The following is a 19,225-nucleotide window of genomic DNA, read 5'->3' as shown; positions in this document are numbered from 1 at the left end:
GCACCTCGGGCCGGGTCCTGCAGTGACGTCGTGCCCACGACGCCACACCTGGACCGCCGCACCGTCCTCGTGCTGCCGCTGCTCGCGGCGCTGAGCGGCTGCGCCGCGGCAGGGCACGGTGCCCCGGCGACGGCGGCCGGCGCCACGTCGAGCCCGAGCGGGTCCGCGTCTGCGACCGCGGCTGCCACCGAGCCGGGCGTCCCCGACGTCCAGGCGCTCGTGGCGCGGATGAGCACGGCGCTGCAGCGCGGGGACCGCCAGGCCTTCCTGGACTGTCTGTCCGGCGACGCAGGCTCGGCTCGCGCTGCGGCGGCCTCGTGGTTCGACAGCGTCCGGGCGCTGCCGATGCGCGTGCGCGGGCTCCAGCCGGTGTCGGGCATCGACGGGTGGGCGGACCCCGGGGCCGGCCAGCCGTGGACCTTCGCCTTCCGTCACCAGCTGACCGGCATCGACCGGGCACCGGTGCAGGAGTGGTATGGCGCTCCCGTGGTCCGCTACGACGGCCGCTGGGTCTTCGGCGACTGGGGCGGGGTGCTGGACGGCGACCTCGGCACCACGACCCGCTACGTCGGGGACTACCGCCAGCTCTGGGACGACGGGCCGACGCGGCTGCTGCGGGGGCGCCGGGTGGCCCTGCTGACGTCGGCCTACCGGGACGCAGCCGCGTGCCGCCGGGCCCTGGCCATCGTCGAGGACGGGGTGCGCCGAACCATCCAGGTCCTCGGCTCCGGGGGCGTGGCGGTCCCGCCCGAGCAGCTGCTGGTGGCCGTGCCCACGCTCGAGCACCGCACGCTGTTCGACTACCACGGCGGTGTCGTGTCGAGCCCGCAGGCGAGCTATGCCGGCTTCACCCGCGGGTTGCCGGAGCGCGACGCGGAGCAGCAACCCCGCTCCGACCGCCCGGGCGTGTCCGCCCGCATCGTCCTGGAACCCGGCGTGCTCGACGACGAGGACGAGCTGCGGGCCACGGCGACCCACGAGAGCGTCCACGCCTACCTGGCCACGGCGTGGGGTGGGGAGGCGCGCCTGCCGTGGGCGGACGAGGGCATCGCCGGCTTCGTCGACACCGGTGGCGACGAGGAGCTGCACCTGGATCATCTCGGCGCGGCTGCCACGGCGCTCGACGGACCGATCCACCACCTGGGCCAGCTGGTCTTCGACAGCGGCACCGACGACACGGTCGCGGGCGCCTACGCCACGGCCTACGCCGCCTGCGCGTATGCCGTCGCCACCGCCGGCCTCGCCCGGACCCTCCAGCTGCTGCGCGCGGACCGGCGGGGGGACGACAACCCCTATCCCGCAGCGGGTTTCCCCGACGCGGGGGCGTTCGAGGCGGGGCTGCGGCGGTGGGTGAAGGAGGAGCTGGCCTGAGCGGTCGTCGGCGGCGGTCGTCAGCGGCGGACGTCGGCCGCGGCCCTGGTGAGGGGGAGCCCGTCGGCGACCCACGCCTCCACGCCCCCGATCACGTCGGTCGCGTTGCGCAGCCCGAGGTCCTGCAGCGACCGGGCCGCGAGGCTCGAGCTGTAGCCCTGCCGGCACAGCACGACGTAGGTCGTGTCCCAGCTGCTCGCCTCCGGGATGCGCCACGCGAAGGTCGGGTCGAGCCGCCACTCCAGGACGGTCCGGTCGATCACGACCGCGCCGGGGACCTCACCGGTCTCGGCGCGCTGCTCCGGGGTGCGGGTGTCCACCAGGACCGCCCCGGCCTGCTGGGCGGCATACGCCTCGCGCGGCGTGAGCCGCGTCAGACCACGTCTCGCCGCGGTCAGGTGCGCCTCGATGCCGCGCGGGCGGTCCGTCATCGGACGGTCTGTCATCGGACGGTCAGGGTGTGCTCGCCGCGCGGGACGACCTCGCCGATCACCGGGGCGCCGGGAACCTCGCCGACGACCAGCAGCCCGCCGCTGGTCTGCGCATCGGCCAGCAGCAGCAGCTCGTCCTCATCGACCGACGACGCGAGGTGGGGGCGCACCCAGTCGAGGTTGCGGCGGGTGCCGCCGCTGACATAACCGTCGCGCAGCGCCTCGCGGGCGCCGTCGAGGTAGGGGACCGCCGCGGCGTCGACGACGGCCGAGACCCCGGACGCGCGCATCATCTTGTGCAGGTGGCCGAGCAGGCCGAAGCCGGTGACGTCGGTGGCGGCCTCGGCGCAGGCGGCCACCGCGGCGCGACCGGCCTCGGCGTTGAGCGTGGTCATTGACGCGATCGCCTGGGGGAAGACCTCGCCGGTCGACTTGTGGCGGTTGTTGAGCACGCCGACGCCGAGGGGCTTGGTCAGCGAGATCGGCAACCCGGCGCGGGCGCGGTCGTTGCGCAGCAGGTGGTCGGGGTCGACCAGGCCGGTGACGGCCAGGCCGTACTTCGGCTCCGGGTCGTCGATGGAGTGCCCGCCGCCGACGGGGCACCCGGCCTCGCGGGCGATGTCGAGCCCGCCGCGCAGCACCTCCCGCAGCAGCTCGGCGGGCAGGACCTCGCGCGGCCAGCCGACCAGGTTGACGGCCACCACCGGCCGCCCGCCCATGGCGTAGACGTCGGACAGGGCGTTGGCGGCCGCGATGCGCCCCCAGTCGTAGGCGTCGTCCACGACCGGGGTGAAGAAGTCGGTGGTGACGACGACGGCCTGCCCCGGCCCGATCCGCACCACGGCGGCGTCGTCCCCGTCGTCCAGACCGACGACGAGGTGCGGGGAGCTCACGCCGACCAGGCCGCTGACGATCTCCTCCAGCTCGCCGGGCGGGATCTTGCAGGCGCAGCCGCCGCCGTGGGCGGTCTGGGTCAGCCGGACGGGAGAGGCAAGGGTCATGCCCGCCACTGTAGAACGGCTCAGTGCCGGCGCAGGGCGTCGACGAGCTCCTCCTTGGTCATCGACGACCGCCCCTCGATGTCGAGCTCCCGGGCGCGCCGGAGCAGGTCGTCCTTGGTCCAGTCGTCGTAGCTGCCGTGCTCCCCGCCACGCTCGCCGACCGCCGAACGCCCGTCCCTGGCGGCGGCGTTGGCGATGCGGGCGGACTTCTCCTTGCTGTTGCCCTCGTCGCGGAGCGTCTCGTAGAGCTCCTTGTCCTTGACGCTGGGGCCGGGGTCCTCGCTGCGGTCCTGCTTGCTCGGTGCCATGGTTCGACCGTACTCCGGACCGCCCCGCCGGTGGGGCCCTCGGCAGGTACGATCTGCGGCGGAGGCGTACAGGTGCCTGGTGGCCCTCCCGGTCTTCAAAACCGGTGTGCGGCGGCATCCGTCGCAGGCGGGTTCGATTCCCGTCCGCCTCCGCCACCAGCCACAACGCCCCGCCGGTCGCGATGACCGGCGGGGCGACCCGGCGGTGCGACCAGTCGGGACGGCACGGGATCGGGGAACCCCGCGTCCCCATGGCGCTACCGAGGTTCCCCGATCTCCACGATGTGTGCCGCGGGGTCAGGCCTTGATGACGATGACCGGTTGGCGCGCCGGATCGAGCCAGCGGACCGTGGCGGTCAGCTCGGCCATGCTGGTGATGCCGACGCAGCCGCCGGTGTAGCTCTGGGCGTAGTGCAGGAAGATCCCGGCGCCGGAGTGCGCACCGTAGCGGTTGGGGGTCGTGTAGTTGTAGCGGATCGCGACGGCCTGGCGGTAGAGCCCGGACCGGACGTAGTCGGCGAGGTGCTCCGAGCGTCCGGCCACGCCGGCGGGCAGGGCGCAGGACTCCCGCCACCGGTTGTAGTCGCGCTGGGTCGGGTCCTGGATCCACCAGCTGCAGCCGGTGACGGTGCGGTAGGGCATGCGGGTGCCCGGGTTGCCCGCGCCGAAGGCGGTGACCAGACCGAAGGTGCCCGCCGGGGTGGCGTTGCTGCCCTGACGGCGCTGTGCGGACGGGACGACGCCGCCGCGGCCGAAGACGGCGGCGGCGGGGCTGTCCACGCGGACCCAGCGAGATCCGTTCCAGGAGTAGCGGGCCCAGGTGCCACGGGTGCCGGCGGTGCGGTCCGCCACCATGACCTGGGTGGACTGCAGCTGGCTGACCCAGGTGCCCGGGGCGTAGACCGCGCGGGCGGCGCTGGGGCGGGGAGCGGCGGCCGCGTGGGCGGGGGACCCGAGGCCGAGCGCGAGACCGAGGGCGGTGAGGGCAGCGGCCGAGCGGGCGCGGGATGGGGTGGTGAGGCCGATGAGGCGAGGCCGGGCGGTGCGGGCAGGTCGCGGCGCGGCGAGGAGGAAACGGGTGAACCGGGTGAAGGAGGGCATGTCTCCATCATGTACGCAAAGTAATCAAATGTCACTTAGCGTGTCTATCAGTGTGATGTCGCGGCGGCCGGTGCCCCCAGCACCCCCGCCTGCGTCGCCCGGTACCGCTCGTAGGCCTGGTGGTAGCGCGCCCACGCGGCGTCGAACTCGCGCAGCTGCTCGGCCGAGCGCTCCCGCGCGGTCGCCTCGGTGTCCAGGGCGCGCGCGAGGTCGGTGCAGCTGAGGCGGTACCCGTAGCGCGGGTTGTCCGCGCCGTGGCAGCGCGCCCAGGTGGAGGCCGCGATCTCCGCCACGCGGTCGAAGTACGGACCGTCGGCCCACGCCCCGCGGGTCGTCCCGAGGGCCGCGGTCAGTCGGTCCCCGCAGGTCCAGGTGTCGCACCGCTGCCGCAGCTCCTGGTGCCCACGCTCGTGCATCGCGACCAGGTAGGTGTCCTCGGTGGAGAGCTCCCGCAGCACGACGACGTGCTGGTCCTCGTCGGTCAGGCCGACCGTGACGTCGCCGCCCGCCACGGTCTGGGCCCGCAGCGCCGGGTCGCCGACGTCCACGCACCGCGCTGCGGATCCGTTGACGGCGCGGACGATCTCGTCGCATGAGCGGCCCTCGAGCGCGGTCCGCAGCGGCGGGGTGGGCAGCGGGGCGGGAGGCGGGCTTGGGAGCGCCATACGGGCGGGTCTGGCGAGGGTCGGGGCGGCCGGCGCGGCGAGCACGCCTCGGCCCTCGGCGGCCGGGGCCGGGGGAGCGCTGCAGCCTGCGCCCAGGGCGGCGAGCAGCAGGGTCGCGGCCAGGGCGAAGGTGCGTGGGGTCGCTCTCACCGCGGGTCCTCCTGGGCGTCGTCACGGGCCTTCTGCTGAGTCCAACTACCGAGAGTGCTGGAAGGTTACGCAGAGTGCAAGAGTGGGGTGAAACGAGCGCTCGCTGCCCTCCACCGCCGGGCGGCATAGGCTCGGAGCATGAGCCCCCAGCACCTCGCTCGAGCCGTCCCCCCTGCCTCGGGCGACCCCCGGCGGGGGATCGTGCGCACCGACGCGGCCCTGGCGGCACCCGAGCTCGCCGAGGTGGTCGCGCGGCGCGGGAGGGCGGCGGTCCGTACCGCCGTCCGGGCCGCCCAGGACCGGGCGAGGCAGGGCGAGATCGCGCCGGACGAGGTGGTCGCCGCGGCGCGGCAGGCCCTCGAGGACCAGCGGGCGGCCACCGAGGTCTTCAACGCCACCGGCGTGGTGCTGCACACCAACCTGGGTCGCGCCCAGCTGGGGCCCGACGCCGTCGACGCGCTGGTCGCGGCGTCCGGCTGCACCGACGTCGAGCTGGACCTCGCCTCCGGCGTGCGGGCCCGGCGCGGCCGGCAGACGCTGGACGCGCTGTCCCGGCGGGTGCCGGACGCCGCGGGGGTCCTGGTCGTCAACAACGGCGCGGCCGCTCTCGTCCTCGCGCTGACGGCCCTCGCGCAGGGGCGCGAGGTGCTGGTGAGCCGCGGCGAGATGGTCGAGATCGGCGACGGCTTCCGGATCCCCGACCTGCTCGAGTCCACCGGGGTGCGGCTGCGCGAGGTCGGCACCACCAACCGCACCCGGCTGGCCGACTACGCCGACGCGGTGACGGAGCGGACCGCCGCGATCCTCAAGGTGCACCCCAGCAACTTCCGGGTCGAGGGGTTCACGAGCGAGGCGACGATCACCGAGCTCGCGACCCTCGGGCTGCCCGTGGTCGCCGACACCGGCAGCGGGCTGCTGGCCCCCGACCCCGCGCTGCCCGACGAGCCCGACGCGGCCACCGCGCTGCGCGCCGGCGCGACCGTGGTGACCTGCAGCGGGGACAAGCTGCTCGGCGGCCCGCAGGCCGGCCTGGTGTTCGGGGACGCCGACACGGTCGAACGCCTCCGCCGTCATCCGCTCCAGCGGGCGCTGCGGGCGGACAAGCTCGCGCTGGCCGCGCTGGCCGCGACGCTGGACGCTGCGACGACCCCGACCAGCGTCGCGATCCACGCCGACGAGGCTGAGCTGCGCGCGCGGGCCGAGCAGCTCGCGTCCCTGGTGGAAGGGCAGCTCCCGGTCGAGGTCGTCCCCTCGGCCGGGCGGGTGGGCGGCGGTGCCGCCCCCGGTCTCCCGCTCCCCGGGTGGGCGCTCGCGCTGCCCGAGTCGTATGCCGACCGCCTCCGCCTGGCCTCACCACCGGTCGTCGCCCGGGTCGAGGCCGGCCGCACCCTCGTCGACGTCCGCTGCCTGCCACCGGACCGGCTGGGCGAGGTCGCCGGGGCCATCCGTGAGGTGGCGAGCCGGGCATGATGCACGTCGTCGCCACCGCCGGGCACGTCGACCACGGCAAGTCGACGCTGGTCCGCCGGCTCACCGGGATGGAGCCCGACCGCTGGGCGGAGGAACGTCGCCGCGGCATGACCATCGACCTCGGATTCGCCTGGGCGTCGCTGGACTCCGGCGAACGCCTGGCCTTCGTCGACGTGCCCGGCCACGAACGCTTCATCGGCAACATGCTCGCCGGGTTGGGTCCGTCGCCGGCCGTGCTGGTCGTCGTCGCCGCCGACGAGGGGTGGCGCACCCAGAGCGAGGAGCACCTCGGCGCCGTCGACGCGCTCGGGCTGCGCCACGGGCTGCTGGTCGTCACGCGCAGCGACCTCGCCGACCCGGGCCCGGCGCTCGCGGAGGCGCGCCAGCGGGTCGCCCGCTCCAGCCTGGGCGAGGTGGAGGCGCTCGCCGTGTCGGCGCAGACCGGCGCGGGCATCGAGGAGCTGCGCTCGGCGCTGCGGCGCCTCGTGGCGCGGCTGCCCGAGCCCGACCAGGCAGCCAGGGTCCGGCTCTGGATCGACCGGTCGTTCACCATCGCCGGCGCGGGCACCGTGGTCACGGGGACGCTGGGGGAGGGGACGCTCTGCGTCGGCGACGAGCTGGAGCTGCGCGGTCGCCGGGTGCGGGTGCGGGGGCTGCAGGCGCTCGGCGAGGACTACGACATGGTGCCGGCGCGGGCCCGCGTCGCCGTCAACCTGCGCTCGGTCGCCCCGCAGGACGTCCACCGGGGCGGGGTGCTGCTGACCCCGCAGGCGTGGCACCTGACCGACCAGGTCGACGTCGACGTGCACGGCGTCGACGTGACCGGGCTGCCCCTCGACGTCATGGTGCACGTCGGGTCGGGCGCCTGGTCGGCGCGGGTGCGACCGCTCGGCGGCAGCTTCGCGCGGCTGCGGCTGCCCGAGGCGTTGCCGCTGCAGGCCGGGGACCGGCTCATCGTCCGCGACCCGGGGCGCCGGGTCGTCGTGGCCGGGGCCACCGTGCTGGACGCCGACCCTCCCGAGCTCGCGCGGCGCGGCGCCGCGGGCCGCCGGGCGGAGTCGCTGGCGATCGCCGACGCCCGCGTCGACGTCGCCGTTGAGGTCGACCGTCGGGGCGCCATGCTCCCGCGCGAGCTCGCCGCCCTCGGGGTCGGCCCGAGCGAGCTGCGGGCCGACCTGGCGGGCGTGCTCCGCGTCGGCGAGTGGCTCGTGTCGGAGCGGGCCTGGCGTCAGTGGCAGGCCGACCTGCTGGCCCTCGTGGAGCGCCGCCGGCAGGAGCACCCCATGGACCCCTGGGTGCCCATGGAGCAGGCCCGGCGGCACCTCGGGGCTCCCGACCTGGCCGTGCTGCGTGAGGTGGCCGCCGCCGCCGACCTCGACACCAGCGAGGGCCGGGTCAGTCGCCCCGGCACCACGCCGTCGCTGGGCCCGGCCGAGGCCGGGCTGCGCGCCCTGGAGCAGCAGCTGGCGGACAGCCCCTTCGCCGCGCCCGAGCGCGGTCAGCTCGACGCCTGGGGGCTGGGCGCCCGGCAGCTCGCGGCGGCCGAGGCGGCCGGGCGCGTCGTGCGGCTGGTCGACGACATCGTGCTGCTGCCGACCGGGCCGGCCCGGGCGATGCGCGAGCTGGCCCGGCTGGAGCAGCCGTTCACGACCAGTGCGGCCCGGCAGGCGCTGGGCACGACGCGGCGGGTCGTCATCCCGCTGCTGGAGCATCTGGACGCGCGCGGCTGGACCCGCCGCACGGACCCGACCCACCGTCAGGTCGTGCGCTAGCCGTCTGCATCGTGAGACGGAGTGACCAGATGCTAGGACGTGCCGGATCCTCGAGCCATGTCCGAAGAGCAGATCGCCGTCCGCCGCGCCCTTCAGGAGTCGATGGACCTGCGCGAGCAGGGCCACACCTCTGACGGTCGCTGATCCCTCCTCCGCACGACGCCCCGAGCATCGCTGCTCGGGGCGTCGTCACATCCTGAGACGTGCGTCTGCGGACTGAGACGACCCTCCTAGGGTGGTGGCATGACGAGCCAGCCAGCAGCACCGACCACCCTCGACCTCGCCGTCGTCGGGGGTGACGGCATCGGCCCCGAGGTCGTGGCCGAGGGGTTGCGGGTGCTGCAGGCGGTGGCCGACAGCGCTGAGGTCGAGATCCGCACGACGACATACGATCTCGGCGCGCGCCGCTGGCACGAGACCGGTGAGACGCTCACCGAGGCGGACCTGACCGCGCTGCGCGGGCACGACGCGATCCTGCTCGGCGCGATCGGCGACCCGAGCGTGCCCTCCGGGGTCCTGGAGCGGGGGGTGCTGCTGCCGCTGCGCTTCGCGCTCGACCACTGCGTCAACCTGCGGCCGTCCATCCTGTACCCCGGGGCGCAGAGCCCGCTCGACCTGGAGCGCGTCGCTCCGGACGGGTTCGACTTCGTGGTGGTGCGCGAGGGCACCGAGGGGCCGTATGTCGGCAACGGCGGCGCCCTGCGCGTCGGCACCCCGCACGAGATCGCGACCGAGGTCAGCGTCAACACGGCCTACGGCGTGGAGCGGGTGGTGCGCGACGCCTTCGCCCGCGCGCAGGGGCGTCCCCGCCGCACGCTCACGCTGGTCCACAAGCACAACGTGCTGGTGCACGCCGGGCACCTGTGGCGCCGGACCGTCGAGGCCGTGGCCGCCGAGTTCCCCGAGGTCACTGTCGACTACCTGCACGTCGACGCCGCCACGATCTTCCTCACGACCGACCCCGGGCGCTTCGACGTGATCGTGACGGACAACCTCTTCGGCGACATCCTGACCGACCTCGCCGCCGCCGTCTCGGGCGGCATCGGGCTCGCCGCCAGCGGCAACATCGACCCCTCCCGCACCAACCCGTCGATGTTCGAGCCCGTGCACGGCTCGGCGCCCGACATCGCCGGGCAGGGCAAGGCCGACCCGACCGCCGCGATCCTGTCCGTCGCGCTGCTGCTGCGGCACGTCGGCCACGACGAGCTCGCCGCCCGCGTCGAGCAGGCCGTCCACGCCGACCTGGAGGCCCGGGACGGCTCGGCCCGGTCCACCGAGGAGATCGGCCGCGCCATCGTGACCTGCCTGAGGTAGTCACGTCGGCCCGGGTCAGCACCCCAGGCCGATGTGCCCACCTCAGGTAGATCCTGGTCTCGGATGGCGCGGTAGCCTTCGAGGCGATCCCCGTGCGACAAGGAGCACCCCATGACGACGCCGTCCCTGTCCTTCCCGCTGGAGCGCACCACCACCCCGGTGCCCGAGGCCGAGCGCGAGCAGATCCTCGCCAACCCCGGATTCGGCAAGACCTTCACCGACCACATGGCCGTGGCGACCTGGACCACCGACGAGGGCTGGCACGACGACGCCATCCGCCCCTACGGTCCCTTCCAGCTAGACCCCGCCGCGGCGGTGCTGCACTACGCCCAGGAGGTCTTCGAGGGGCTCAAGGCGTTCCGGCACGCCGACGGCTCGGTGTGGTGCTTCCGCCCGGAGGCCAACGCCGCCCGGATGCAGCGCAGCGCCCGCCGGCTCGCCCTGCCCGAGCTCGCGACCGAGGACTTCCTCGCCTCCATCACCGCGCTGGTCTCCGCGGACGAGGCGTGGGTGCCGGCCGCCGGGGCGGGGGAGACCTCGCTCTACCTGCGCCCCTTCATGTTTGCCTCCGAGCCCTTCCTCGGCGTGCGTCCCGCCCGCGACGTCACGTATGCCGTGATCGCGTCCCCCGCCGGCGCGTACTTCTCCGGCGGCCTGGAGCCGGTCACGCTGTGGATCTCCACCGACTACGCCCGGGCCGGCGCCGGCGGCACGGGCGCCGCCAAGTGCGGCGGCAACTACGCCTCCAGCCTCGCCGGCCAGCTCGAGGGCATCGAGAACGGCTGCGACCAGGCCGTCTTCCTCGACTCCGCGACGCACGAGTACATCGAGGAGCTGGGCGGCATGAACCTCTTCCTCGTCTACCGCGACGGGCGGCTCGTGACCCCGGAGCTCACCGGCTCGATCCTCGAGGGCGTCACCCGCAGCTCCATCCTGCAGATCGCCACGGAGCTCGGCCTCACCCCCGAGGAGCGCGGCATCCCCATCCAGGAGTGGAAGGACGCGGCCGAGTCCGGCGAGCTGGCCGAGGTCTTCGCCTGCGGCACCGCCGCGGTCATCACGCCCGTCGGTGAGCTGCGCTGGAACGGCGGCTCGGTCAACCACCGCACCGCCGCCTCCGACGACAAGATCGCGCTGTCGATCCGCAACCAGCTCCTGGACATCCAGTACGGCCGCGCCGAGGACACCCACGGCTGGCTGACCCGCCTGGTCTGACTCTCGTGGTCTGACTCGACGGGTCGGACTCGCCCGATCTGACCCCGCTGGTCTGATCAAAGGTTTGCGATCAGACCATTGACGCGGCCCCGGGCATCCGGTTCAATGGGTCCACCCCGCCCCTGACGGCGAGGTCCCCTGAGCCAGAAGGGATGCCCCGTGGCTGCTCGACGACTGTTCGCCCGCCGGGACGACACCGACTACAGCGAGGACGACGCCGCGCAGCTCGCGGCCCTGGGTTACAAGCAGGAGCTCAACCGGACCATGTCCGGCTTCAGCAACTTCGCGGTGTCGTTCTCGATCATCTCCATCCTGTCCGGCTGCATCACGTCCTTCGGGATCGCCATGAATGCCGGTGGCCCCGTGGCGATCTCGCTCGGGTGGCCGCTGGTCGGGGTGTTCGTCCTGTGCGTGGCGCTGGCGATGGCCGAGGTCTGCTCGGTCTACCCGACCGCGGGCGGGCTCTACTTCTGGGCCGGCCGGCTGGCGCGCACCCACAAGCGCGAGTGGGCCTGGGTGGTGGGGTGGTTCAACTTCCTGGGCGAGGTCGCCGTCACCGCAGCGGTCGACTTCGGCGCGGCCACGACGTGGATGGCCTTCCTGGACCTGACCATCGGCGTCGACGTCACGCCGCTCACGACCTTCGTGTGCTTCTGCGTCATCCTGCTGCTCCACGGCCTGCTCAACGCCTTCGGCGTCGGGCTGGTCCAGATCCTCTCGGCCGTCTCCGCGTGGTGGCACCTCGCGGGCGCCGCGGTGATCTTCGTCGTCCTCGCACTGGTGCCGGACCACCACCAGTCGCCGGGCTGGACGCTCACCCACTTCGTCAACAACACCGGGTGGGGCAACCCGCTCTACGTCTTCCTCATCGGTCTGTTGATGGCCCAATACACGTTCACGGGCTTCGACGCGTCGGCGCACGTGGCGGAGGAGACGCGCAACGCCTCCGTCAACGCCCCCAAGGGCATCGTCAACTCGGTCCTGGTGTCCCTCGTCGCGGGCTGGATCCTCCTGCTCGCGGTGACCTCGGCCATCCAGGACTACGACAAGGCGGTCGGCACCGAGATCGGCCTGCCGCCGGCGCAGATCTTCATCGACGCCACGGGGCACGCGGTCGGCCTGATGCTGGTCCTGATCTGCGCGGTGGCCCAGTTCTTCTGCGGTATGGCGTGCGTGACCTCCGCCTCCCGGATGTCCTTCGCCTTCAGCCGTGACAACGCGCTGCCCGGGTCCCGGTGGTGGTCGAAGGTCAACCCGCGCACCGGCACGCCGACCAACTCCATCTGGCTCGTCACCGCCATGGCGATCGTGCTGACCAGCCCCTCGCTGGTCTCCACCACGGCCTACCTCGCCGTCACGTCGATCGCCGTCATCGGGCTCTACATCGCCTACGTCACGCCCGTCCTGCTGCGGCGCATCAACCCGGACTTCGTGCCCGGGAAGTGGAATCTCGGCCGCTGGAGCGCCCTCGTCGGGTGGGTCGCGGTCGGCTGGGTGGCGTTCATCGTGATCCTCTTCATGCTGCCGCCCGCCTCCCCGGTGACCATCGACACCTTCAACTACGCGCCCGTGGCCGTCGCCATCGTGCTCGTCTTCGCCGGGGCCACCTGGCTGCTCGGCGGCCGCAAGCACTTCATGCGCGAGGACCCGGGCCACCACGACACCGTCCAGCCGTCGGAGATCTTCCGGTGACGCAGCCGAGCAGGATGACCGCGCAGGACCTGGTCCCCGAGGTCGTGCTCCGCCCGGTCCGGGAGGGCCAGGCCTTCGAGGCGACCGTGGAGCAGCTCGCCACCGCGGTGCGGCTGGGGGTGCTGCCCACCGGCTCCCAGCTCCCGCCGGAGCGCGAGCTCGCGACCCGGCTCGGGGTGTCCCGCGTGACGCTGCGGGAGGCCATCGCCACGCTGCGGGACCTCGGGATGGTCGAGACCCGGCGCGGTCGCGGCGGCGGCAGCTTCGTCACCTACGACTGGGCCGTCCACGACGCCGGGTCGGCGGGCCTCGCCGGGGTCACGACGGACCTCGAGGACGTCCTGGGCTTCCGGCGGGTCGTCGAGCCGGGCACGGCCTACCTCGCTGCCTCCCGGGCGCTCCCCGCAGCCGACCGGGGCTGGCTCAAGGAGTGCCTGCGCGACGTGGCCGAGGCGAGCGGCCGGGACAACGCCGAGCACCGGCAGGCGGACTCGCGCCTGCACCTCGCGATCGCGGGGCTGTCGGGCAGCGCCTCGCTCGTCGAGGCGGTGAGCCGGTCGCAGTCGGTGCTGCACCAGCTGCTGGCCGCCATACCGGTCCTGCCCCGCAACATCGAGCACTCCAACGCCGACCACGTAGCCATCGTCGACGCGATCCTGTCCGGCGAGCCGGAGGACGCCCGCGAGCTCGCCGAGGAGCACTGCGACAAGACGGCGGCCCTGCTGCGCGGCCTGCTCGCCCACCCGACCACGCACCCAGGAGGCACCCCGTGAAAGCACCCACCCTGACCCTGGACCAGCTGCGGCAGGAGTGCGAGGACGGCACCATCGACACGATCGTCGTCGCCTTCCCCGACATGCAGGGCCGGCTCCTCGGCAAGCGGCTGCACCCGCAGTTCTTCCTCGACCACGTGCTGGAGGACGGCACCGAGGGGTGCAACTACCTGCTCGCCCTGGACGTGGAGATGAACACCGTCGAGGGCTACGCCATCTCCTCCTGGGAGAAGGGTTACGGCGACATGATGTTCGACCTCGACCTCGCCAGCCTGCGGCGCACGCCGGGGTGCCCGGGGTCGGCGACGATCCTGTGCGACCTGTCCTGGATGGACGGCACCGGCCTGGTCCGTCAGGCGCCCCGCACCGTGCTGCGCGCCCAGCAGGACGCCGCGGCCGAGCTGGGACTGCGCTCCTTCGCGGGGACCGAGCTGGAGTTCATCGTCTTCGAGGACACCTACGAGCAGGCCTGGGACGCCCGGTACCAAGGCCTGACGCCGGCCAACCGCTACAACGTCGACTATTCCATCCTCGGCGGCGCCAAGGTCGAGCCGCTGCTGCGCGACATCCGCAACGCCATGTACGCCAGCGGCGCCATCGTCGAGAGCGCCAAGGGAGAGTGCAACCTCGGCCAGCACGAGATCGTGTTCCGCTACGAGGAGGTCCACCGGACCTGCGACACGCACACGGTCTACAAGACCGCGGCCAAGGAGATCGCCGGCCGGCACGGCCAGTCGCTCACCTTCATGGCCAAGTATGACGAGCGCGAGGGCAGCTCGTGCCACATCCACATGTCGCTGCAGGACGAGGCGGGACGCAACGTCTTCGCCGACCCCGACCGCGAGGGTGGGCGCAGCGAGGTGTTCGAGCACTTCATGGCCGGGGTGCTGGAGACGATGGCGGACCTGACCGTCCTCTACGCGCCCAACATCAACTCCTACAAGCGGTTCGCCGAGGGATCCTTCGCGCCGACCGCCGTCGCCTGGGGCACCGACAACCGCACCTGCGCGCTGCGGGTGGTGGGCCACGGGCAGGGCATCCGGGTCGAGAACCGCGTCCCCGGCGGCGACGTGAACCCCTACCTCGCCACCGCGGCCATGCTGGCGGGCGGCCTGCACGGGATCCGCGAACAGCTCACGCTGCCACCGGCGCTCGAGGGCAACGCCTACACGTCCGGCGCCGAGCACGTGCCCGCCACGCTGCAGCAGGCGCGGGACCGGTTCGCCGGGTCCGAGCTCGCCAGACGGCTGCTCGGGGACGACGTGGTGGACCACTACGTGCACGCGGCGGACGTCGAGCTGGCGGCGTTCGGCGCCGCCGTGACCGACTGGGAACGCATCCGAGGATTCGAGAGGCTGTGACGTGACGACCCACGAGATCATCAACCCCGCCACCGGCGAGCGGCTGCGGGAGGTCGAGCTCGTCGACGAGCAGGCCACCGACGAGGCCATCGCCCGCGCGGTCCCGGCCCAGCGGGCCTGGGCCGGTATGGCGCCCGCGGACCGCGGCCGGCTGCTGCGGCGCTTCGCCGACGTCGTGGACGACCACGTGGAGGAGCTGGCCCGGCTGGAGGTCGACAACGCCGGCCACACGATCGGCAACGCCCGCTGGGAGGCGGGCAACGTCCGCGACGTCCTCCACTACTACGCGGCGGCCCCGGAACGCCTGTGCGGCAGGCAGATCCCCGTGGCCGGGGGCTTCGACGTGACCTTCAAGGAGCCGCTCGGCGTCGTCGGGGTCATCGTGCCGTGGAACTTCCCCATGCCCATCGCCGCCTGGGGCTTCGCGCCGGCCCTGGCCGCCGGCAACGCCGTCGTCCTCAAGCCGGCGGAGCTGACCCCGCTCACCGCGATGCGGATCGGCGAGCTCGCCCTGGAGGCAGGGCTGCCCGAGCACGTCCTCACGATCCTGCCCGGCAAGGGCTCGGTGGTGGGGGAGCGCTTCGTCACGCACGACGACGTCGCCAAGGTCTGCTTCACCGGGTCCACGGCCGTGGGGCAGCGCATCATGCGCGGCGCCGCCGACCGGATCAAGCGCATCACCCTCGAGCTCGGGGGCAAGTCCGCCAACATCGTCTTCGCCGACGCCGACCTCGACCAGGCCGCCGACAGCGCCCCCATGAGCGTCTTCGACAACGCCGGCCAGGACTGCTGCGCCCGCAGCCGGATCCTGGTGCAGCGCAGCGTCTTCGACGCGTTCATGGAGCGCTTCGAGCCGGCGGTCGAGGGCGTCGTGGTCGCCGACCCGGGCGACGAGGCCACCCAGATGGGTCCGCTGGTCAGCGCCGAACACCACGACCGCGTCTCGGCCTACGTCGAGGGGGCCGACGTCGACGTGGCCTTCCGCGGCACGCGCCCCGACGGCGGGGGCCACTGGTATGCCCCCACCGTCGTGCTGCCCCGCTCGACCCGGGACGCGGTCTGGCAGGAGGAGGTCTTCGGGCCCGTCGTCGCCGTGCTGCCCTTCGACGACGAGGCCGACGCGATCCGGATGGCCAACGACACGCACTACGGCCTGTCCGGCTCGATCTGGACGCGCGACGTGGGCCGGGCGCTGCGCGTGTCCCGCGCGGTCCAGGCCGGCAACCTGTCGGTCAACTCCCATGCCAGCGTGCGCTACTCGACGCCGTTCGGTGGCTTCAAGCAGTCCGGGCTCGGCCGCGAGCTCGGCCCCGACGCGCTCGACTCCTTCACCGACGTCAAGAACGTCTTCATCGCCGACGCGTGACGCCGACCCCCGGCACGGCATACGGCGTGCTCCGCACGATCCACCGCCATCGACAAGAACGACGAAAGGAACTGCCCACCATGGGTGCTCGACTCGAAGGAAAGGTCGCCGTCGTCACGGGCGGCTGCAGCGGCATCGGCCTGGCGACCGTGCGACGGTTCGCCGAGGAGGGGGCGAGGGTCGTGATCGGCGACCTCGACACCACCAACGGTCCGCGCGTCGCGCAGGAGGTCGACGGGCTCTTCGTGGCGTGCGACGTGACGGACGCCGAGCAGGTGGAGGCGTTGTTCAAGGCCGCGTTCGACACCTACGGCTCGGTCGACGTCGCCTTCAACAACGCCGGCATCTCCCCGCCCGAGGACGACTCGATCCTCACCACCGACCTCGAGGCATGGCGCCGGGTGCAGGAGGTCAACCTCACCAGCGTCTACCTCTGCTGCAAGGCCGCGCTGCCCTACATGCTGGAGCAGAAGCACGGATCCATCATCAACACAGCCTCGTTCGTCGCCGTGATGGGGGCCGCGACCTCCCAGATCTCCTACACCGCGAGCAAGGGCGGGGTGCTGTCGATGTCGCGCGAGCTCGGTGTGCAGTTCGCGCGCGAGGGGGTGCGCGTCAACGCGCTGTGCCCCGGGCCGGTCAACACCCCGCTGCTGCAGGAGCTCTTCGCCAAGGACCCCGAGCGGGCCGCGCGCCGGATGGTCCACATCCCCATGGGCCGATTCGCCGAGCCGGAGGAGCTCGCCAACGCCGTGGTCTTCCTCGCCAGCGACGAGTCCTCCTTCATCACGGCCTCGCAGTTCCTGGTCGACGGCGGCATCGCGGGCGCCTATGTCACCCCGCTCTGACCTGCGGGTCGTCGCCCTGACGACGTATGTCGAGGACGTCACCCGCGCGCCGTGGGTCGACCAGCCGTCCGCGGTGCTGCCCCGCGACTACACCCTCGCGGTCGAGCGGGCGGGCGCGCTGCCCGTCCTGCTCGTGCCGCGGCTCGACGTCACCCCGCAGGTTGTCGCGGGGTGGCTGGACCGCGTCGACGCCCTGATCATCAGCGGTGGCGTCGACGTCGAGGCGAGCCGGTATGGCGCGCAACCCCACCCGTCGGTGCAGGAGGCCCGCCCGGACCGCGACGAGACCGAGCTGCTGCTGGTCGCCGAGGCCCGGCGGCGCGGCCTGCCGCTGCTCGGGATCTGCCGGGGCATGCAGGTCATGGCGGTGGAGGCGGGTGGGACGCTGGAGCAGCACGTGCCCGACCGGGTCGGGCACGACGAGCACTCGCCGGCGCCAGGGGTCTTCGGGACGCACGACGTGTCGGTGCGGCCCGGCTCGAGGCTCGCCGCGCTGGTCGGGGAGCGGGCGCAGGTGCCGACCTACCACCACCAGTCGGTGCTGACCCACCCCGGCTACGAGGCGACGGCGTGGGCGGCGGACGGCACCCTCGAGGCCATGGAGGACCCGGCCGCGGACTTCTGCCTCGCGGTGCAGTGGCACCCCGAGGCGGGCACCGACCCTGCCCTCTTCGACGCGCTCGTGGCGGCCGCGAGGCGGTGAGACGGCGAGGCGGGGGAGCGGCATACGGGCCCATCATGGGCGCACGACCGCACCCTGCCCGAGAGGACGAGCCATGGGAGACCGGCCCGCACTGCAGGTCTACGACACCACCCTGCGCGACGGCGCGCAGCAGGAGGGTCTGCACCTGACCGTCCAGGACAAGATCGCGATCGCGCGGCACCTGGACGAGCTGGGCGTGGGGTTCATCGAGGGCGGCTGGCCGGGCGCCAACCCGCGCGACACCGAGTTCTTCGCCGGGGCACGGGATCTGCGGCTGCAGCACGCCGTGCTGACGGCCTTCGGCGCCACCCGCAAGGCGGGCGGTCAGGCGCACAGCGACGCCCAGGTGCGGGCCTTGCTCGACTCCGGCGCGCCGGCCATCACCCTCGTCGCCAAGGCCCACACCCGGCACGTGGAGCAGGCGCTGCGCACCACGCTCGCGGAGAACCTCGCGATGATCCGCGACACCGTGACCTTCCTCGTCGGGGAGGGGCGGCGGGTGTTCCTCGACGCCGAGCACTTCTTCGACGGCTACCAGCTGGACCGCGACTACGCGCTGGAGGCGGTGCGTGCCGCGGTCGAGTCCGGCGCCGAGGTGGTCGCCCTGTGCGACACCAACGGCGGCATGCTGCCGTCCCGGATCGCCGACGTGGTCGATGACGTGACCCGCAGCACCGGCGCCCCGCTCGGGATCCACTGCCACAACGACACCGGCTGCGCCGTCGCCAACTCCCTCGCCGCGGTCGACGCGGGCGTCGTGCAGGTGCAGGGCACCGTCAACGGGTATGGCGAGCGCACCGGCAACGCCGACCTGCTCACCATCATCAGCAACCTGCAGCTCAAGCTCGACCGGCCCGTCGTGGCCGACGCCCAGCTGGCCGAGGCCTCGCGGATCTCCCACTCCATCAGCGAGATCACCAACATCACCCCCTACGGCCGGCAGCCCTACGTCGGGTCCTCGGCGTTCGCCCACAAGGCGGGGTTGCACGCGTCGGCGCTCAAGGTCGACCCCGACCTCTACCAGCACACCGACCCCTCCTCGGTCGGCAACCGGATGCGAACCCTGGTGTCCGACATGGCCGGTCGCGCGTCGATCGAGCTGCGGGCCCGCGAGCTCGGGCTGGACCTGTCGGGTCAGGGGGAGGTGCAGGCGCGGATCGTGGCGCTGGTCAAGGACCTCGAGCTGCGCGGCTGGACCTTCGACGCCGCCGACGCGTCCTTCGAGCTGCTGCTGCGCCGGGAGGTGACGGGCGAACCGATCTCCTACTGCGAGGTCGAGTCCTGGCGGGTCATCGCCGAGGCGCGCGGCGACGGGGTGGCCGTGTCGGAGGCGACGGTCAAGCTGCGGGCGGGTGGCCGCCGGCTCGTGGCCACCGGCGAGGGCAACGGGCCCGTCAACGCGCTCGACGAGGGGCTGCGCAACGCCCTCGTCGGCGTCTACCCCGAGATCGACGGCGTCGAGCTGGTGGACTACAAGGTCCGCATCCTCGACTCCGCGCACGGCTCGGACGCCATCACCCGCGTGCTCATCGAGATGGCCGACGACAACCAGTCGTGGACCACGGTGGGCGTGGCGGCCAACATCGTCGAGGCGTCGTGGATGGCGCTGCTGGACGGGCTGACCTACGGGCTGCACAGCGCCGGGGTCCCCGTCCGCTGACACGGGGGCGGGCTCCGGGCTCAG

The 19,225-nt window shown here is 73.3% G+C and carries 17 protein-coding genes and 1 tRNA gene; 13 read left to right on the top strand and 5 right to left on the bottom strand.

Features of this window, described 5'->3' with window-relative positions; translation table 11 throughout:
* The first annotated feature begins 30 nt into the window (after positions 1–30).
* Entirely contained in the window at positions 31–1,371 is a 1,341-nt protein-coding gene (locus ADJ73_RS15265; protein WP_050348978.1) for a hypothetical protein, read from the top strand.
* Between the two features lie 20 nt (positions 1,372–1,391).
* Here the strand turns inward: ADJ73_RS15265 and ADJ73_RS15260 are convergent, their stop codons facing one another.
* Genes ADJ73_RS15260 through ADJ73_RS15250 form a run of 3 tightly spaced genes read right to left on the bottom strand, consistent with a single transcriptional unit; the run spans position 1,392 to position 3,111 of the window.
* Positions 1,392–1,802: a rhodanese-like domain-containing protein gene (locus ADJ73_RS15260; RefSeq protein ID WP_156188257.1), complete on the bottom strand. Its 411-nt coding sequence runs from the start codon at positions 1,800–1,802 to the stop codon at positions 1,392–1,394.
* 11 nt (positions 1,803–1,813) lie between these two features.
* Positions 1,814–2,803 (bottom strand): selenide, water dikinase SelD, encoded by a 990-nt coding sequence (gene selD, locus ADJ73_RS15255; protein WP_082177046.1) that lies wholly within the window; start codon positions 2,801–2,803, stop codon positions 1,814–1,816.
* Positions 2,804–2,823: 20 nt separating this feature from the next.
* Positions 2,824–3,111: a DUF7218 family protein gene (locus ADJ73_RS15250; RefSeq protein WP_050348975.1), complete on the bottom strand. Its 288-nt coding sequence runs from the start codon at positions 3,109–3,111 to the stop codon at positions 2,824–2,826.
* Positions 3,112–3,171: 60 nt separating this feature from the next.
* Here ADJ73_RS15250 and ADJ73_RS15245 point away from each other — a divergent pair.
* Positions 3,172–3,267, top strand: a tRNA-Sec gene (locus ADJ73_RS15245).
* A gap of 141 nt (positions 3,268–3,408) precedes the next feature.
* On the opposite strand, the gene ADJ73_RS15240 is transcribed toward ADJ73_RS15245, so the two are convergent.
* Positions 3,409–4,212: a hypothetical protein gene (locus ADJ73_RS15240; protein WP_050348974.1), complete on the bottom strand. Its 804-nt coding sequence runs from the start codon at positions 4,210–4,212 to the stop codon at positions 3,409–3,411.
* A 47-nt stretch (positions 4,213–4,259) separates the two neighbouring features.
* Positions 4,260–5,027, bottom strand: coding sequence for a hypothetical protein (locus ADJ73_RS15235; RefSeq protein WP_050348973.1), 768 nt, complete (start codon positions 5,025–5,027; stop codon positions 4,260–4,262).
* A gap of 138 nt (positions 5,028–5,165) precedes the next feature.
* Between ADJ73_RS15235 and selA the strand changes: the two genes are divergently transcribed.
* From selA to cimA, 11 genes are all read left to right on the top strand, one after another.
* Positions 5,166–6,497: an L-seryl-tRNA(Sec) selenium transferase gene (gene selA / locus ADJ73_RS15230; protein ID WP_050348972.1), complete on the top strand. Its 1,332-nt coding sequence runs from the start codon at positions 5,166–5,168 to the stop codon at positions 6,495–6,497.
* Positions 6,494–8,269 carry a selenocysteine-specific translation elongation factor gene (gene selB, locus ADJ73_RS15225; protein ID WP_367379587.1) on the top strand — a complete coding sequence of 592 codons (1,776 nt, stop codon included), beginning with the start codon at positions 6,494–6,496 and terminating at the stop codon, positions 8,267–8,269. The genes selA and selB overlap by 4 nt, the downstream gene beginning before the upstream one ends.
* 243 nt (positions 8,270–8,512) lie before the next feature.
* On the top strand, positions 8,513–9,583 hold the full coding sequence (locus ADJ73_RS15215) for a 3-isopropylmalate dehydrogenase (RefSeq protein ID WP_050348970.1): 1,071 nt from the start codon (positions 8,513–8,515) through the stop codon (positions 9,581–9,583).
* A 111-nt stretch (positions 9,584–9,694) separates the two neighbouring features.
* On the top strand, positions 9,695–10,798 hold the full coding sequence (locus ADJ73_RS15210) for a branched-chain amino acid aminotransferase (protein WP_050348969.1): 1,104 nt from the start codon (positions 9,695–9,697) through the stop codon (positions 10,796–10,798).
* A gap of 159 nt (positions 10,799–10,957) precedes the next feature.
* Positions 10,958–12,490: an amino acid permease gene (locus ADJ73_RS15205; protein WP_050348968.1), complete on the top strand. Its 1,533-nt coding sequence runs from the start codon at positions 10,958–10,960 to the stop codon at positions 12,488–12,490.
* Positions 12,491–12,504: 14 nt separating this feature from the next.
* Positions 12,505–13,263, top strand: a complete 759-nt coding sequence (locus tag ADJ73_RS15200; RefSeq protein WP_050348967.1) for a FadR/GntR family transcriptional regulator — start codon at positions 12,505–12,507, stop codon at positions 13,261–13,263.
* Positions 13,260–14,624, top strand: coding sequence for a glutamine synthetase family protein (locus tag ADJ73_RS15195; protein ID WP_050348966.1), 1,365 nt, complete (start codon positions 13,260–13,262; stop codon positions 14,622–14,624). Before ADJ73_RS15200 ends, ADJ73_RS15195 begins: the two co-directional genes overlap by 4 nt.
* Before the next feature lies 1 nt (position 14,625).
* Positions 14,626–15,990, top strand: a complete 1,365-nt coding sequence (locus ADJ73_RS15190; protein ID WP_050348965.1) for an aldehyde dehydrogenase family protein — start codon at positions 14,626–14,628, stop codon at positions 15,988–15,990.
* An 80-nt stretch (positions 15,991–16,070) separates the two neighbouring features.
* Entirely contained in the window at positions 16,071–16,838 is a 768-nt protein-coding gene (locus ADJ73_RS15185) for a 3-oxoacyl-ACP reductase (RefSeq protein WP_050348964.1), read from the top strand.
* A complete protein-coding gene (locus ADJ73_RS15180; protein ID WP_050348963.1) occupies positions 16,822–17,541 on the top strand; it encodes a gamma-glutamyl-gamma-aminobutyrate hydrolase family protein in 720 nt (239 codons plus the stop codon). The genes ADJ73_RS15185 and ADJ73_RS15180 overlap by 17 nt, the downstream gene beginning before the upstream one ends.
* Before the next feature lie 73 nt (positions 17,542–17,614).
* Complete coding sequence (gene cimA / locus ADJ73_RS15175; protein WP_050348962.1) at positions 17,615–19,201, top strand: citramalate synthase; 1,587 nt, start codon at positions 17,615–17,617, stop codon at positions 19,199–19,201.
* Positions 19,202–19,225 lie beyond the last annotated feature (24 nt).

Source organism: Arsenicicoccus sp. oral taxon 190 (assembly GCF_001189535.1).
Taxonomy (GTDB): Bacteria; Actinomycetota; Actinomycetes; order Actinomycetales; family Dermatophilaceae; genus Arsenicicoccus.
Note: the sequence above shows the minus strand (reverse complement) of the source record. Positions and strands in the feature narration are given on the sequence as shown.

Coding starts and splice junctions, on each gene's coding strand:
- ADJ73_RS15260 (WP_156188257.1), bottom strand. CDS start 1,802: ATGACGGACCGCCCGCGCGGCATCGAGGCGCACCTGACCGCGGCGAGA.
- selD (WP_082177046.1), bottom strand. CDS start 2,803: ATGACCCTTGCCTCTCCCGTCCGGCTGACCCAGACCGCCCACGGCGGC.
- ADJ73_RS15250 (WP_050348975.1), bottom strand. CDS start 3,111: ATGGCACCGAGCAAGCAGGACCGCAGCGAGGACCCCGGCCCCAGCGTC.
- ADJ73_RS15240 (WP_050348974.1), bottom strand. CDS start 4,212: ATGCCCTCCTTCACCCGGTTCACCCGTTTCCTCCTCGCCGCGCCGCGA.
- selA (WP_050348972.1), top strand. CDS start 5,166: ATGAGCCCCCAGCACCTCGCTCGAGCCGTCCCCCCTGCCTCGGGCGAC.
- selB (WP_367379587.1), top strand. CDS start 6,494: ATGATGCACGTCGTCGCCACCGCCGGGCACGTCGACCACGGCAAGTCG.
- ADJ73_RS15215 (WP_050348970.1), top strand. CDS start 8,513: ATGACGAGCCAGCCAGCAGCACCGACCACCCTCGACCTCGCCGTCGTC.
- ADJ73_RS15210 (WP_050348969.1), top strand. CDS start 9,695: ATGACGACGCCGTCCCTGTCCTTCCCGCTGGAGCGCACCACCACCCCG.
- ADJ73_RS15200 (WP_050348967.1), top strand. CDS start 12,505: ATGACCGCGCAGGACCTGGTCCCCGAGGTCGTGCTCCGCCCGGTCCGG.
- ADJ73_RS15185 (WP_050348964.1), top strand. CDS start 16,071: ATGGGTGCTCGACTCGAAGGAAAGGTCGCCGTCGTCACGGGCGGCTGC.
- ADJ73_RS15180 (WP_050348963.1), top strand. CDS start 16,822: ATGTCACCCCGCTCTGACCTGCGGGTCGTCGCCCTGACGACGTATGTC.
- cimA (WP_050348962.1), top strand. CDS start 17,615: ATGGGAGACCGGCCCGCACTGCAGGTCTACGACACCACCCTGCGCGAC.